Raw genomic sequence first — 14,449 nt, forward strand, 5'->3', positions numbered from 1 at the left:
GGCACCGTCCCCCTCGATGCAATAGAGGCCCGCCGGGGCGGAACATTCCTCATACCGGCCGCGGCAGAAGGTCACCAGTTCCTCGTCGGTCAGGTCCTCCCACCCCTGGGGACGCTCTTTCAGTTTGGGTTCCACCACCTCGGCGTAGTAGTCATCCCAGCTGCCTTCGTAGTGCATGGTGGCCACCGGGTGGTAGACATAGACCATGTCCCCCGCCGTGAAGAGTCTTACCTCATTCCCCCGCCCCGGCAGCCAGGCCGGGCAGGATTCCGAATCGTGTGCACAGCCCGGCACACTGCACAGCACCTGCCGGGTGGCCGTGGCATAGTCGGTTTTGGTGACCAGCGCATAGCCCAGATGGCTTTCCAGGGAATACCAGGCATCCCCTGTATTGAAACCGTCGCCGGCGAGATAATTGGAACTGATGGCGTAAAAGTCCCCCGCCGGGGCGGCGGTCTGCGCGGGGGTTTCCTCCTGCGGGACCGGGGCCGGGGTGGCCGCTTCTTCGGGGGTGACGGTGACCTTCCCGGGGCTTCCGCACCCTGCCAGGGAAAGGGTCAGGGTCAGCGCCAGGGCACAGGACAACAATCGTTTCATACAGTTTCTCCTTTATGTTGGTTGTTTCAGGGTACCAGCTGCGGCAAATCCTCCTCGGAAAAAGGCTGCAGGCTCAGGCTCAGGAACCATCGCTGACTGGTGACGGTTCCCGCCGCATTGGTCCAGCCGGAATATTCATAAGGGCTGACCAGAGCTGTGATCAGTGCCTGGCCGTTCCGGCTGTACAGGGCGTTGGGATAAGGGGAGTTTTCCGGTTTTGCCCAGTCCCCCAGGTTTTCCAGCCCGGCCCGGTCGGCAAAGGCCAGCAGGGCTTCTTCGCCCGGGGTGGGCGGCGGTTCATCCCCCTGCCGCGGAGCCGAGATCCACAGTTGGGTCACCACGCCTGTGCGGCTGTCCATGGTCATGCTGAAAGCCGTGTACAGGGATTCCTGCTCCAGTGCAAAGCGTTTCAGGGTCACGAAGCCCAGACTGTCGGTGGCGTAATAGGGTACGTCCAAAGGATAATACGCACCATCGTAGCCCACATACGCCTGGGTCGCATCCCCCCAGTCTGTCGCCCAGGCAGCCCATTGGGGGGCGATGACGCCCCCGTCCGCCAGATTTTGCAGGGTGGTGTTCACCGTTTCCTGATAATCATAGCCATTGGTCATGTTTTCCAGACTGTTCTGGGCGCCAATGTACATTTTCAGTGCCGGACGGCTGGGGTCCTCTTCCGTTCCGGGAACGGGGGTCAGATTGCTCTGCTTTTCCTGCCGGGCCGTCAGCTGGCGCAGCACATAATAATCCTCGCCGCTGGGCGTGGGTGCCGTGTATGCATCTTTCACGGTTTCGCTGCGGCCCAGCACAGCGGCATCCACCGCCGTCAGAAACACCGCCGGGGCCGCTGCACATACCAGCACCGCCGCCGCGCAAAGTCCCGCCATCCAGCGGGGATGCTGCCAAAGGCTCATGGAGTGCCTCCTTTCCGCAGGGTGACACGCACCGTGGTGCCCTGTCCCGGTTCGCTTTCGATCACCAGGTCACTGCCGTGGGCGGCCGCAATGCGTTTGCACAAGGCAAGCCCCAGTCCGCTGCCGCCCTGCTTGCGGGCGCGGGATTTATCCACCATATAAAACGGCTCGGTCACCCGTTCAATTTCTGTTTGGGGGATACCACAGCCGTGGTCCTCCACTTCCAATGTCACCGTATCCGCACCCGGCAGGCAACGTACTGCAACGGGTGCGTCGGGCGCGCCGGCCTTGGCACCGTTCTGCACCAGATTGCAGAGCAGATCCAGCAGCAGGTCCGCATCCCCTTCTACCACGCAGTGGTCCTGCGGGGTCTGCAGATTCACCGCCGGGCAGGCTGCCCGCAGCTGCGGCCACAAGTCAGCCAGATCCACATCGGTCAGTTGCAGTTCTTCCTCCCCCAGTGCCAGCAAAGCCAGCAGTTTCTGGCTCAGGGACTCCAGCCGCCGTCCCTCGTGGTAGATGGCAGCGGCCGCTTCCCGCTGTTCTTCCGGGTCGGTCTGCAGGCTGCGCAGCACATCGGCATATCCGATGATGCTGGTCATGGGGGTTTTCAGCTCATGGGTGAACGCGCCCATAAAATCTTCCCGCTTCTGCACATCCGCTTCCAGATCGGCGATTTTTTCCTGCACAGCATCGGCCATTTTGTCAAAGCTGCGGCTTACCTGTTCCAGCTCATCCCCGGTATGCAGGTCGGTGCGGCGGCCGTATTCCCCGGCTGAGATCTCGGCACTGGTAGCGGTAAGCACCCGCAGCGGGCGGGTAACCTGCCGCGCCAGCAGGGCCATAACTGCCGCCCCCGCTGCCAGCACCACCGCTTCCAGCCCCAGGAACCGCCGCAGACTGGCGTTCCGGTCCTGATACAAACCGGTCAGATCAAAGGCGCTGACCAGATGCAGGTTGCCCTGCAAATCACTGCCGTAGAGCGCCGTCACCGTTTCGCCGCTGCGCACTGTGCGCATGGTGCCGTTTTGCAACGGCGCATCACAGGCAACGGGCAGTGTATCGCACAGCTGCGTTTCCCCGCGCCACAGGGCAACTTCCCTGTCCTTGGCCAGCAGCAGGTTTGCCACCGTCTGGTCGCCCACATCTTCCCCACGGCGCTGCAGGTCGATGATCTCGGTCTGCACCAGCGTGCAAGTCTGGGCATGGGCGGCCGCATTGGCCCTGTCGATACGTTCCAGCTGTACGCCGAAATCGCTGTACAACAGATAGCATCCGCCGATACCGAAGGACGCGCTGAGCACCAGCAGCAACAGGCAGATGAGTTTTTGTGCGTAACGCATGAGGTCACTCCTTTTTCAAGCGGTAGCCGATGCGGTAAACGGTTTCGATATGGTCATACCAGTGCAGTTTGCGGCGCAGCCGCATAATGTGCAGATCCAGGGTGCGGGTATCGGTTTCGGTCCGGTCACCGCCCCATACCCGCTCATAAAGGGTATCGCGGTAGAGGGCAGCCCCCCGGTTGCGCATAAGCTGTTCCAGCAGCAGAAATTCATTGGGGGTCAGGTCCACCGGCTTGCCGTTCTGGGTCACGGTGTGTTCCCCGGCATCCAGCACCACATCAAAGGCCTGCATCACATTGCCCCGGCCTGCCCGGCGCAGCACAGACTCCGCCCGGGCCAGCAGTTCCTCCACCACAAAAGGTTTCACAATGTAGTCGTCCGCGCCCCGGCGCAGCCCTTCCACCCGCTCTTTCACAGTCCCCTTGGCGGTGATAAAAATCACCGGCACGCCCTGGGGCCGCAGATAATCCAGCAGTTCGTACCCGTCCAGGCCCGGCAGCATAATGTCCAGCAGCGCCAGGTCATAGTCATTTTCCTCGATCAGATCCGCCGCTGTGCGGCCGTCCCCCGCCACGGTGCAGTCGTACCCCGCGCGGGTCAGGCTCATCTCAATCAGCCGTGCGATCAGGCGTTCATCCTCCACGATCAAAACATGCGTCATACGTGACTCCTTTTCTTTCCTGCTTTTATGATACATCCCGTTTGTATCGTAGTTGTAACAAAGTTCGTGGTAAATTTACACAATTTCCTTTATTTTAGCATAGCCGCCGTGGTATAATGTACCAAAACTTACAAAAATGTCAAAAGGAGCCTGTGACTTATGCGCTCTACCGTAGAAGAATTGGTTTCGGCCCTGACGCTGGAAGAAAAAGCCGGTCTGTGTTCGGGTCTGGATTTCTGGCGCACCAAAGCTGTGGAAAGGCTGGACATTCCGGCCCTGATGGTATCCGACGGTCCCCACGGCCTGCGTACCCAAAAGCCCGGCAGTGACAACCCTAACGACAGCATCGAAGCGGTATGTTATCCTGCCGGATGCGCGGCGGCTGCCAGCTTTGACCCGGCGCTGACCCGGCGTATGGGCGCCGCGCTGGGCCGGGAGGCCCGGGCCGTGGGCGTAGGCGTTGTGCTGGGCCCTGCCATCAACATCAAGCGCAGCCCGCTGTGCGGCCGAAACTTTGAATATTACAGCGAAGACCCCTTCCTGGCCGGGGAACTGGCCGCCGGCTTCATCCAGGGCGTGCAGAGCGAGGGCGTGGGTGCCTGCCCCAAACATTTTGCCGCCAACAGCCAGGAGACCCGCCGCATGTCGGCAAACAGCCGGATGGACGAGCGTACACTGCACGAAATCTACCTGCCCGCCTTTGAAACGGCGGTACGGGACAGCCAGCCCTGGACCCTGATGTGCAGTTACAACCGGGTAAACGGCACCTATGCCAGCGAGAACAAACTGCTGCTGGAAGATATTTTGCGCGACGCCTGGGGCTTTACCGGTTTTACCATGTCCGACTGGGGCGCGGTGAATGACCGGGTGCTGGGCGTAGCCGCCGGGCTGGACCTGGAGATGCCGGGTTCGGGCGGCGTGAACGATGCCAAACTGGTGGAAGCGGTGCGCAGCGGTGCCCTGGACGAGAAGGTTCTGGACAAAGCCGTGACCCGCATCCTGAACATTGTGCTGCGGGCCGCCGATCTGGGCAAGACCCCGGCCGTGTTTGACCGCAGCGCCGACCACGCACTGGCGGTGGAACTGGCCAAAGAAACCGGCGTACTGGTGCAGAACCTGGGCGCGCTGCCCCTGCATGACGGGCAGAAAGTGGTGTATATCGGTGCCTTTGCGGACCAGCCCCGCTATCAGGGCGGCGGTTCCAGCCATGTGAATACCCATGCTGCCATTGGTGCCCTGGCCGCCGCCCGCGGCAAGGGCCGTGCGGTGACCTATGTGGAAGGGTTCCCTGCCGACCGTGACCAGCGGGATGAGCAGGAATTCCTGCGGGCAGTGACCGCCGCCGAGGAAGCCGACGTAGCGGTGATTTTTGCCGGTCTGCCGGATATTTTTGAGAGCGAAGGCGCCGACCGCCGCCACATGCGGTTGCCGGACTGCCAGAACAACCTGATTGCCCGGGTGGCAGCGGTTCAGAAAAACACCGTAGTGGTATTGCACGCCGGTGCGCCGGTGGAATGCCCCTGGGCCGGGGATGTTTCCTCGGTATTGTGCATGTATCTGGCCGGGGAAGGCATTGGAGAAGCCACTGACGCCCTGCTGTGGGGCGAAGCCAACCCCTCCGGCCGCCTGCCCGAAACCTGGCCCCTGCGGCTGGAAGACACCCCCTGCTACCTGGACTACCCCGGCGACGGCATCACCGCCGACTACCGGGAAGGCGTCTACGTAGGCTACCGCTGGTACGACGGCCGCCACATGCCGGTACGCTGGCCCTTCGGTCACGGGTTGAGTTATACCGGTTTTGTCTACCGGGATGCCGCCCTGGACAACGATACGCTGGAAGAGGACGGCCACGTTACGCTGCGGGTAAAAGTACGCAACAGCGGCACCATGCGCGGCGCCGAAGTGGTACAGCTGTATGTAAGCGATGCCACCAACACCCCCACGGCGGGCGGACGGGTCCCCCAGGTGCTGCGCGGCTTCCAGAAGGTCACACTGGACCCCGGCCAGGAATGCGAAGTCAGCTTTACCCTGACAGCCCGGGATCTGGCCCATTACGAAACCGCCTTGCACGACTGGTATGCAGCCCCCGGCCGGTATGAACTGCGTCTGGGCCATTCCAGCCGCGATATCCGCACCACGGTATCGCTGCAATTCCAGACCAAACGGCATCTGCCGCTGATGGTGGACGAAAATACGCCGCTGGGCATTCTGCTGGCCGACCCCCGCACCGCCGAAGCGGTCCGCACCGTTCTGGAAAGCGACAACGAGGCCATGGCCAACGGCGGCGGCGATGACCTGATGCCCCCCGAAGCGGTGGCCCAGATGCTGGACGCCATGCCGCTGCGTGCCCTGACCAATTTTGGCGGACCCAAAGCGGCTGCCGCTCTGCCCACTTTGCTGGAAACGCTGCGCAAAGCCGTGCAGGAATAACACACATAAAAAATCCCGGTGGGAATTTCCCACCGGGATTTTTACTTTATCAGTCGCGGCTGTACAGATCGCAGGTATAGATTTTTTCTTTTACGTCGGCCAGTTCCGGCGCGGCACGGTTGGCCAGGATCACATCGCATTCCGCCTTGAAGGCCTCCAGATCCCGTTCCACCCGGTCACCGCAGAAGGTACCCTCCCGCAGCATGGGTTCATAGATCACCAGCGGCGCGCCCTCGGCCCGCAGGCGGCGCATGACCCCCTGGATGCTGGACTGCCGGAAGTTATCGCTGCCCGCCTTCATGGTCAGGCGGTAGACGCCCACCACCCGGGGCTTGCGGCGCAGCACCTGCTCGGCAATAAAATCCATCCGCGTGGCGTTGGACTCCACAATGGCCTGGATCAGGTTCTGGGGCACATCGTTATAGTTGGCCAACAGCTGTTTGGTATCCTTGGGCAGGCAGTAACCGCCGTAACCAAAGCTGGGATTGTTGTAGTGGTCCCCGATGCGCGGGTCCAGACAGACGCCGTCAATGATGTCCCGGGTGTTGAGCCCGCGCACCTGGGCGTAGGTATCCAGCTCATTAAAGTAGGCCACCCGCAGTGCCAGATAGGTATTGGCAAACAGTTTGATGGCTTCGGCTTCGGTCAGACCGGGGAACAGCGTGGGGATTTCCTGCTTGATGGCCCCCTGCTCCAGCAGCCGGGCAAAGGTGTGCGCCCGCTGTGCCAGCGCCTCGTCCCCTTCCGGTACGCCCACCACGATCCGGCTGGGGTACAGGTTATCATACAGCGCATGGCCTTCCCGCAAAAATTCGGGGCTGAAAATGATGTTCGGGTTGTGGAATTTCTCACGGACCGAACGGGTATACCCCACCGGCACCGTGGATTTGATGACCACCAGGGCCTCGGGGGCGTACCGCCCCACCAGTTCCAGCACGTTCTCCACGCTGGAAGTATCGAAATAGTTGGTTTTGGGGTCGTAGTTGGTGGGGGTGGATACCACAATGATATCCGCGCCCGTATAGGCAGCCGCCGCGTCGGTGGTGGGGTGCAGGTCCAGCGTGCGTTCAGCCAGATATTGCTCGATCTCCTTGTCCGAGATGGGGCTTTTGCCGGATGCCAGCATGGCGACCTTTTCCGGCACGATATCCACAGGCCATACCTCATTGTGCTGGGCCAGCAATACACTGATGCTCAGCCCCACATACCCGGTACCGGCAACGGCGATCTTCATAGACAGGACTCCTTACAGAGATATTTCTGTTCAGTATACCATGTTTTGCTGCTTCCCGCAACCGAGGACCGGTTACTTGTCCTGCCGTTCCTCCTGGTTTTTCTGGACCATACGGCGGTATTCGATGGGGCTCATCCCCTCCAGGCGGCGGAAGCTCTGGGAGAAATAGCTGGGCGAGCTGAAACCCACCAGTTCACTGATCTGCGTCAGGCTGTGGTCGGTGCTGGCCAGCAGCGCCTTGCTCTCGGTAATGCGGCGGCGCAGCAGGTAATTGATGGGCGAGATATTGTACTCTTTCTGGAAAGCATGGGCCAGATAATACTTATTGATATGGGTCACGGCAGCCAGCTGGTCCAGCGAGATACTTTCGCGGAAGTTTTCGTCCAGATACCGTTTGGCTGCAGCACACTCCTTATTTTTGGAAGCCTCCTTGGTGATGCGCACCGACACGGAAGCCATCCGCACCAGTTTGACCAGCAGCACTTCCAGAATGTCCTGGCAGATCATCTCACAGCCGTCTTCTTTGCCGTCCATCTCCCGCAGCAGCATCCGGATCATGTACAGCATATCTTCCCGCATATCGTGGCATTTGAGCATGGTGTACCCCAGGTTTTTCTGGTCAAACAGAAATTCCACACCCTCGATGCCCAGCACCACATATTCCAGCGGGTTGGCCTGGTAACTCAGCTCGGTATGCTGTACCCGGGGATTGACGATGATCAGATCATCCGGTTCCACATTGTGCAGGGTACCTTCAATATTAAACTGGCCCCGGCCGCTGATGCAGTAAAACATCTCGCTGCAGGCATGGGTATGGGGCACCGAATGCCAGTCGCCGCCAAAACGGCTTTTGCTGATATAAAGCAGGCGTACCGCTTCCCGCGGGGGGACTTCCATATCCAGATCATAGCGGGTATTCATCTCGTCATCCTCCTGGCAGTACAAAATTCATAAAACCAGCAACAACCTGCATAAATTCTGTACATTTAATAAAAAGCAGGTTTTATTTTCTTTCATTATAGCCGCCCTGTGCCCGTTTGACAAGCACCCCAAAGCACTTTTTTGCTCACTGAACTTTTTTCGAAAAATCGTCAAAATTCATTTTTCACCCCCGTTATGAGCAAAATAGATAAGAAAGCGAGCCCCGATTTGGTCATAATTTTCAAATTCTTGCTTCTGTAGGAATTTTGTAACCGCAGCAAAGCAATATCAATAAAGTTGTGCTCAACAAATCCCTTGTGAGCATTTGGTGAAAACGGTATGATAAAGATGTCAACAGGACATCCCGCCTGTGCGGCGGGATCGCTCCATCCGCTTCATCCAGAAGGAGGAAAACAGAATGAAGAAAGTAATTTCCCTGGCGCTGGCGGCCAGCATGGCACTGTCCCTGGCTGCCTGCGGCGGTTCGGCATCCAGCTCCACCGCAGCGTCCGACAGCTCCGCAGCCACCACCGAGGGTGCTGCCGCTGAAACCACCACCATCAAGGTTGCTGCCATCGAGACCGCTTACGGCACCGAAATGTGGCAGAAAGTTGCCGACGCTTTCACCGAGCAGACCGGCATCGGCGTGGAACTGACCACCGACAAGAACCTGGAAGACGTGATCGGCCCCTCCATGCAGGGCGGCGATTACCCCGACGTGATCCACCTGGCCACCGGCCGTGAAGCTGCCCTGACCGAGCAGTTCATCAAAGGCAACCTGATTGCCGACATCACCGACGTGCTGAGCATGACCGTTCCCGGCGAGGACGTGAAGGTCAGCGACAAGATCGCCGGCGGCTTTACCGAGACTTCCCTGACCAACCCCTACAACGACGGCAAGACTTATCTGGCGCCCATGTTCTACAGCCCCTGCGGTCTGTTCTACAACGCCGGCCTGCTGAAGGAAAAGGGCTGGGAAGTGCCCACCACCTGGGACGAAATGTGGGAACTGGGCGACAAGGCCCTGGAAGAAGGCATCTACCTCTTCACCTACCCCACCACCGGTTACTTTGACGCCTTCTTCTACGCTCTGATGTACTCTGCCGGCGGCCCCGAGTTCTTCGAGAAGGCCACCCACTACGAGGAAGGCATCTGGGATACCCCCGAGGCACAGACCTGCTTCGACATCGTTACCAAGCTGGCCAAGTACACCAACCCCATCACCCCGGCCCAGGCCAACGATCAGGACTTCACCCAGAACCAGCAGCTGGTGCTGGACAACAAGGCCATCTTCATGCCCAACGGCACCTGGATCGTGGGCGAAATGGCTGAAGCTCCCCGCGCTGACGGCTTTGAGTGGGGCATGACCGCTCTGCCCGCCGTTTCTGAAGGCGGCGACCGTTACAGCTACACCTGGTTCGAGCAGTGCTGGATTCCCTCCGGCGCCGAGCATCAGGATGCTGCCAAGCAGTTTATTGCATTCCTGTACAGCGACACCGCCTGCCAGATCTTTGCCGAGTCCGGCGCCATCCAGCCTGTGCTGGGCATCGCCGACACCCTGGAAGGCGACAACAAGCTCTTCTACTCCATCTACGACAACGGCGCCAAAGCCGCTATGGGCAACTTTGCTGCCTTCAACGCCATCCCCGGCGTGGAAGTCCGCACCGCTTTCTTTGACCCCGTCAACTCTCTGGTCTCCGGCTCCATCACCGAAGAACAGTGGATCGAGGGTGTGAAGTCCGCCAGCGATCAGATGCGTGCCAACATCATCGAGTAATTTCAGCAAAAAGCGGGGGCGCTCGGGTGCCCCCGCCTTTTCTATCGCGAAAGGAGCCGTTGTTCCTATGAATAAAAACAAGGGCCGCAGCCGGTTTCTGGTGCTTTGCCTGGCACCGGCCACCATCCTGTTCTTTATCTTTATGATCGTGCCCACGCTCAACGTCTTCCGTATGTCGTTGTTTGAGCGCGGCGCTTACTCCCCCAACGAAACCTTTGTGGGGCTGGCCAACTTCCAGCAGCTGTTCAAGGACACCCAGTTCATCCGCTCCATGCAGAACATGATCCTGCTGGTGGTTATCGTCACCATCATCACCTTCGGGTTCGCCCTGGTCTTTGCCGCCATCCTGACGCGGGAAAAGATCAAAGGCCAGAACTTCTTCCGCGTGGTGTTCTACATTCCCAACATTCTGTCTGTTGTCGTTATCGCCGGTATCTTCTCGGCCATCTATAAGCCCGAAAACGGTATGCTCAACAGCATCATCGGCCTGTTCACCACCATGACCGACCCCATCCTGTGGAAGGGTGAGACCCTGGTCATCCCTTCGCTGATCATCGCCATGGTATGGCAGGCCATCGGTTACTACATGGTCATGTACATGGCTTCCATGTCCGCCGTGCCCGAAAGCCTCTATGAGAGTGCCAACCTGGACGGCGCCGGCCGGGTGACCCAGTTCTTCCAGATCACCATTCCCCTGATCTGGACCAACATCCGCACCACCCTGACCTTCTTCATCATCTCTACCATCAACATGGCGTTCCTGTTTGTCAAGGCCATGACCAGCGGCGGCCCCAACGGTGCCTCCGACGTGGCCCTGAACTACATGTACAGCCAGAAAGACGCCGGCCTGTACGGTTACAGCATGGCCATTGGCGTCGTGATCTTCCTGTTCTCCTTCGCGCTGTCGGCCGTCGTCAACAAGGTCACCGACCGCGAGCCGCTGGAATTTTAAGGAGGGGCAACCATGCAAGAAAAAACTACCTCCCGTTCGGGCGAACGGCTGTATAAGGCGTTCATCTACCTGGTCCTGGCACTGCTGGCCATCAGCATTCTGGTACCGGTGGCCTGGGTATTCATGGCGTCGGTCAAACAGAACTCTGAATTTTACGGCAACCCCTGGGCGCTGCCCGCGGGCTTCTACTGGCAGAACTTCGTGGACGCCTGGAACGGCGCCAAGATGGGTTCCTACATGCTCAACTCGGTCATCGTCACGGCGCTGGCCCTGGTGCTTCTGCTCATCATTGCCCTGCCTGCCGCCTACTGTCTGGCCCGCTTCAAGTTTGTGGGGCAGAAACTGCTGCACACCCTGTTCATGGCCGGTTTGTTCATCAACGTGAACTACATCGTGGTGCCCATCTTCCTGATGCTGCGCGACGGCGACAACTGGCTCAAATCCCTGACCGGTTCCAGCTTCCTGCTCAACAACCTGTTTGTGCTGGCGGTCGTCTACGCCTCCACGGCGCTGCCCTTCACCATCTACCTGCTGTCGGGCTACTTTGCCACCCTGGCCCACGACTATGAGGAAGCCGCTTACATCGACGGCGCCGGTTACGGCACCACCATGGTGCGCATCATCTTCCCCATGGCAAAGCCCAGCATTATCACCATCATTCTGTTCAACTTCCTCTCCTTCTGGAACGAATACATTATCTCGATGACGTTGATGAGCTCCACCAGCGCGCCGCGCACCCTGCCGGTAGGCCTGCTGAACCTGATGCAGGCCCAGCAGAGCGCCGCCCAGTACGGCACCATGTATGCCGGTCTGGTGCTGGTCATGCTGCCCACCCTCATCCTCTACATCTGCGTGCAGAAACAGCTGACCCAGGGCATGACCGTGGGCGGCCTGAAAGGCTAAGGTGATCTTATGGCATTCTGGAAAGAACATCCCGCCCTGCGCATCGTACTGATCGCCGTTTTGTTCGTGCTGGCGGTGGCGCTGGTCATCTTCGGCTGGACCATGACCGGTCAGCTGGCCGGGCTGGGCATCATGATTCTGGGCGTTGCCCTGCTGCTGGCCGCACTGGCCATCTACAACAAGCCGTTTGAAGACGGCAAAAAGCCTAAGAAATAAGAAAGGGGAGCATCACCATGCAGGATTCCAAACTCCGCGGGCGCGTAACCATTCCCACCGATATTGACGTCATTCCCCAGACCAAGGAACTGTTGGCCCGCTGGGGCGCCGACGCCATCCGCGACTGCGACGGCACTGATTTTCCGCAGGAGCTCAAAGATACCGGCGCCAAAGTGTACGCCACCTACTACACCACCCGCAAGGACAACGCCTGGGCCAAGGCCAACCTCGATGAAGTACAGCAGTGCTACATCATGACGGCATTCTACACCGCCGCCGAAGGACCCCTGTCCATTCCCCTGATGAAAGGCATCAGCCCCGAACTGATGCAGCCCAACACCCGGGACGACATCACCCGCTGGTGGGAAGTGGTGGACCGCACCGCCGGCCAGCCCCTGGCCCCCGACGCCTGGCATTATGACGAGAGCACCGGCTGTGTGGTCATTGACGCCCCCGTCGCCTACCATGAATACACCGTCAGCTTCCTGGCTTACCTGATCTGGGACCCCGTGCACATGTACAACGCCGTGGTCAACGACTGGAAAGACTGCGAGCATCAGATCACCTTCGACGTACGCCAGCCCAAGACCCACAAGTACACCATGGAGCGGCTGCGCAAATTCATCGAGACCCACCCCTATGTGAACGTCATCCGCTACACCACCTTCTTCCATCAGTTCACCCTGATGTTCGACGAACTGAAGCGGGAAAAATACGTGGACTGGTACGGCTATTCCGCCAGCGTCAGCCCCTATATCCTGGAGCAGTTTGAGAAAGAGGTGGGCTACAAGTTCCGCCCCGAGTTCATCATCGACCAGGGCTACTACAACAACCAGTACCGTGTGCCCAGCAAGGAGTACAAAGACTTCCAGGCCTTCCAGCGCCGGGAAGTGGCCAAGCTGGTCCGCGAGATGACCGACATCACCCACGAATACGGCAAGGAAGCCATGATGTTCCTGGGCGACCACTGGATCGGCACCGAACCCTTCATGCCGGAGTTCCAGAACGCCGGTGTGGACGCCGTGGTAGGCAGCGTGGGCAACGGTTCCACCCTGCGCCTGATCTCCGATATCAAGGGCGTCAAATATACCGAGGGCCGCTTCCTGCCCTACTTCTTCCCCGACACCTTCCACGAGGGCGGGGACCCCGTCCGGGAAGCCAAGGAAAACTGGGTCACCGCACGCCGCGCCATCCTGCGCAGCCCCATTGACCGCATCGGTTACGGCGGCTACCTGAAACTGGCCTGCCAGTTCCCCGAGTTCCTGGATTACGTGGAGAGCGTCTGCGACGAATTCCGCGAACTGTACGAAAACATCAAGGGTACCACCCCCTACTGTGTCAAGACCGTGGCTGTGCTGAACAGCTGGGGCAAGATGCGCGCCTGGGGCTGCCACATGGTGCACCATGCCCTGTACCAGAAGCAGAACTACAGCTATGCCGGCGTCATTGAAGCGCTGTCCGGTGCGCCCTTCGATGTGAAGTTCATCAGCTTTGACGACATCAAGGCCGACCCGAAGGTTCTGGATGGCATTGACGTGCTCATCAACGTGGGCGACGGCGACACCGCCCACACCGGCGGCAAGGTCTGGGAAGATCCCGAAATTGCAGCAGCCGTCAAGGGCTTTGTGTACCGCGGCGGCGGCCTGATCGGCGTGGGTGAGCCCGGCGGCCACCAGTACCAAGGCCGTTACCTGCAGCTGGCTGCCCCCCTGGGCGTGGAGAAGGAAACCGGCTTCACCCTGAACTACGACAAGTACAACTGGGAGGAGCACCGCGACCACTTCATCCTGGCCGACTGCCCCGACCACGACGTGGATTTCGGCGAAGGCAAGAAGAGCATCTACGCCCTGGAAGGCACCGAGATCCTGATTCAGCGCGACAAGGAAGTGCAGATGGCCGCCCACGAGTACGGCCAGGGACGCGGCGTTTACATCAGCGGTCTGCCCTACAGCTTCCTGAACAACCGTGTGCTCTACCGTGCCATTCTGTGGGCCGCCCATGCTGAGGGCGAACTGCACACCTGGTTCAGCGACAACTGCAACGTGGAAGTACACGCCTATGTAAAGAACGGCAAGTACTGTGTGGTCAACAACACCTACGAACCGCAGGATACCACCGTATACCGCGGCGACGGGTCCAGCTTCCCGCTGCACCTGGAAGCCAACGAGATCCGCTGGTACGAGATCTGAGGGGGATGTATCATGGAAAATCGTTTTGAGCACGCCGATGTGCTGGCCGCCTGGAACTGGGGCGGCGAAGTGGCCGGTGCCCTGCCCTACGGCGAAGGGCATATCAACGCCACCCACTGCATCTATGTGCAGCTGCCCGACGGAGACAGCCGCCGTTACATTCTGCAGAAAATCAACACCGCCACCTTCACCGACCCGGACGGCCTGATGAAGAACATCTGCGGCGTGAACGAATACCTGCGCAAGCAGGCTGCCCAGCGGGGCGAAGACCCCGCCCGGGTGACCCTGCAGGTCATTCCCACCGTGGACGGCAAA

Annotated in this window: 12 protein-coding genes and 1 pseudogene; 7 read left to right on the plus strand and 6 right to left on the minus strand. The window is 59.7% G+C overall.

What is annotated here, in order from left to right; genetic code table 11:
• The 4 genes from H6B10_RS06460 to H6B10_RS06475 form a co-directional block, all read right to left on the minus strand.
• Window positions 1–597: hypothetical protein (locus tag H6B10_RS06460; protein ID WP_430661752.1), on the minus strand; the 597-nt coding region annotated here is incomplete at its 3' end.
• A 26-nt stretch (window positions 598–623) separates the two neighbouring features.
• Window positions 624–1,508, minus strand: coding sequence for a hypothetical protein (locus H6B10_RS06465; RefSeq protein WP_204650797.1), 885 nt, complete (start codon window positions 1,506–1,508; stop codon window positions 624–626).
• Entirely contained in the window at window positions 1,505–2,851 is a 1,347-nt protein-coding gene (locus tag H6B10_RS06470) for a sensor histidine kinase (RefSeq protein WP_204650798.1), read from the minus strand. The genes H6B10_RS06465 and H6B10_RS06470 overlap by 4 nt, the downstream gene beginning before the upstream one ends.
• A 4-nt stretch (window positions 2,852–2,855) precedes the next feature.
• Entirely contained in the window at window positions 2,856–3,512 is a 657-nt protein-coding gene (locus H6B10_RS06475; protein WP_204650799.1) for a response regulator transcription factor, read from the minus strand.
• A gap of 159 nt (window positions 3,513–3,671) precedes the next feature.
• On the opposite strand from H6B10_RS06475, the gene H6B10_RS06480 reads away from it, so the two are divergent.
• The gene (locus tag H6B10_RS06480; RefSeq protein WP_204650800.1) at window positions 3,672–5,942 is read left to right on the plus strand and encodes a glycoside hydrolase family 3 C-terminal domain-containing protein; all 2,271 of its coding nucleotides are present in this window, start codon (window positions 3,672–3,674) and stop codon (window positions 5,940–5,942) included.
• Between the two features lie 49 nt (window positions 5,943–5,991).
• Here the strand turns inward: H6B10_RS06480 and H6B10_RS06485 are convergent, their stop codons facing one another.
• A complete protein-coding gene (locus tag H6B10_RS06485; protein ID WP_204650801.1) occupies window positions 5,992–7,176 on the minus strand; it encodes a nucleotide sugar dehydrogenase in 1,185 nt (394 codons plus the stop codon).
• 72 nt (window positions 7,177–7,248) lie between these two features.
• On the minus strand, window positions 7,249–8,097 hold the full coding sequence (locus tag H6B10_RS06490) for an AraC family transcriptional regulator (protein WP_204650802.1): 849 nt from the start codon (window positions 8,095–8,097) through the stop codon (window positions 7,249–7,251).
• A gap of 418 nt (window positions 8,098–8,515) precedes the next feature.
• On the opposite strand from H6B10_RS06490, the gene H6B10_RS06495 reads away from it, so the two are divergent.
• From H6B10_RS06495 to H6B10_RS06520, 6 genes and pseudogenes are all read left to right on the plus strand, one after another.
• Window positions 8,516–9,874 (plus strand): carbohydrate ABC transporter substrate-binding protein, encoded by a 1,359-nt coding sequence (locus H6B10_RS06495; protein ID WP_204650804.1) that lies wholly within the window; start codon window positions 8,516–8,518, stop codon window positions 9,872–9,874.
• Window positions 9,875–9,941: 67 nt separating this feature from the next.
• A complete protein-coding gene (locus tag H6B10_RS06500; protein ID WP_204650806.1) occupies window positions 9,942–10,826 on the plus strand; it encodes a carbohydrate ABC transporter permease in 885 nt (294 codons plus the stop codon).
• Between the two features lie 12 nt (window positions 10,827–10,838).
• Entirely contained in the window at window positions 10,839–11,729 is an 891-nt protein-coding gene (locus H6B10_RS06505; RefSeq protein ID WP_204650808.1) for a carbohydrate ABC transporter permease, read from the plus strand.
• A gap of 9 nt (window positions 11,730–11,738) precedes the next feature.
• A complete protein-coding gene (locus tag H6B10_RS06510) occupies window positions 11,739–11,945 on the plus strand; it encodes a DUF6903 family protein (protein WP_204650810.1) in 207 nt (68 codons plus the stop codon).
• 17 nt (window positions 11,946–11,962) lie between these two features.
• Entirely contained in the window at window positions 11,963–14,134 is a 2,172-nt protein-coding gene (gene gnpA / locus H6B10_RS06515; protein ID WP_204650811.1) for a 1,3-beta-galactosyl-N-acetylhexosamine phosphorylase, read from the plus strand.
• A gap of 12 nt (window positions 14,135–14,146) precedes the next feature.
• Window positions 14,147–14,449 (plus strand): annotated as a pseudogene (locus H6B10_RS06520) (mucin desulfatase); the annotation flags it as partial.

It is taken from the genome of Gemmiger formicilis (assembly GCF_016901605.1).
In the GTDB taxonomy this organism is placed as follows: Bacteria; Bacillota; Clostridia; order Oscillospirales; family Ruminococcaceae; genus Gemmiger; species Gemmiger formicilis_B.

Coding starts and splice junctions, on each gene's coding strand:
- H6B10_RS06470 (WP_204650798.1), bottom strand. CDS start 2,851: ATGCGTTACGCACAAAAACTCATCTGCCTGTTGCTGCTGGTGCTCAGC.
- H6B10_RS06510 (WP_204650810.1), top strand. CDS start 11,739: ATGGCATTCTGGAAAGAACATCCCGCCCTGCGCATCGTACTGATCGCC.
- H6B10_RS06485 (WP_204650801.1), bottom strand. CDS start 7,176: ATGAAGATCGCCGTTGCCGGTACCGGGTATGTGGGGCTGAGCATCAGT.
- H6B10_RS06505 (WP_204650808.1), top strand. CDS start 10,839: ATGCAAGAAAAAACTACCTCCCGTTCGGGCGAACGGCTGTATAAGGCG.
- H6B10_RS06490 (WP_204650802.1), bottom strand. CDS start 8,097: ATGAATACCCGCTATGATCTGGATATGGAAGTCCCCCCGCGGGAAGCG.
- H6B10_RS06465 (WP_204650797.1), bottom strand. CDS start 1,508: ATGAGCCTTTGGCAGCATCCCCGCTGGATGGCGGGACTTTGCGCGGCG.
- H6B10_RS06495 (WP_204650804.1), top strand. CDS start 8,516: ATGAAGAAAGTAATTTCCCTGGCGCTGGCGGCCAGCATGGCACTGTCC.
- H6B10_RS06500 (WP_204650806.1), top strand. CDS start 9,942: ATGAATAAAAACAAGGGCCGCAGCCGGTTTCTGGTGCTTTGCCTGGCA.
- gnpA (WP_204650811.1), top strand. CDS start 11,963: ATGCAGGATTCCAAACTCCGCGGGCGCGTAACCATTCCCACCGATATT.
- H6B10_RS06480 (WP_204650800.1), top strand. CDS start 3,672: ATGCGCTCTACCGTAGAAGAATTGGTTTCGGCCCTGACGCTGGAAGAA.
- H6B10_RS06475 (WP_204650799.1), bottom strand. CDS start 3,512: ATGACGCATGTTTTGATCGTGGAGGATGAACGCCTGATCGCACGGCTG.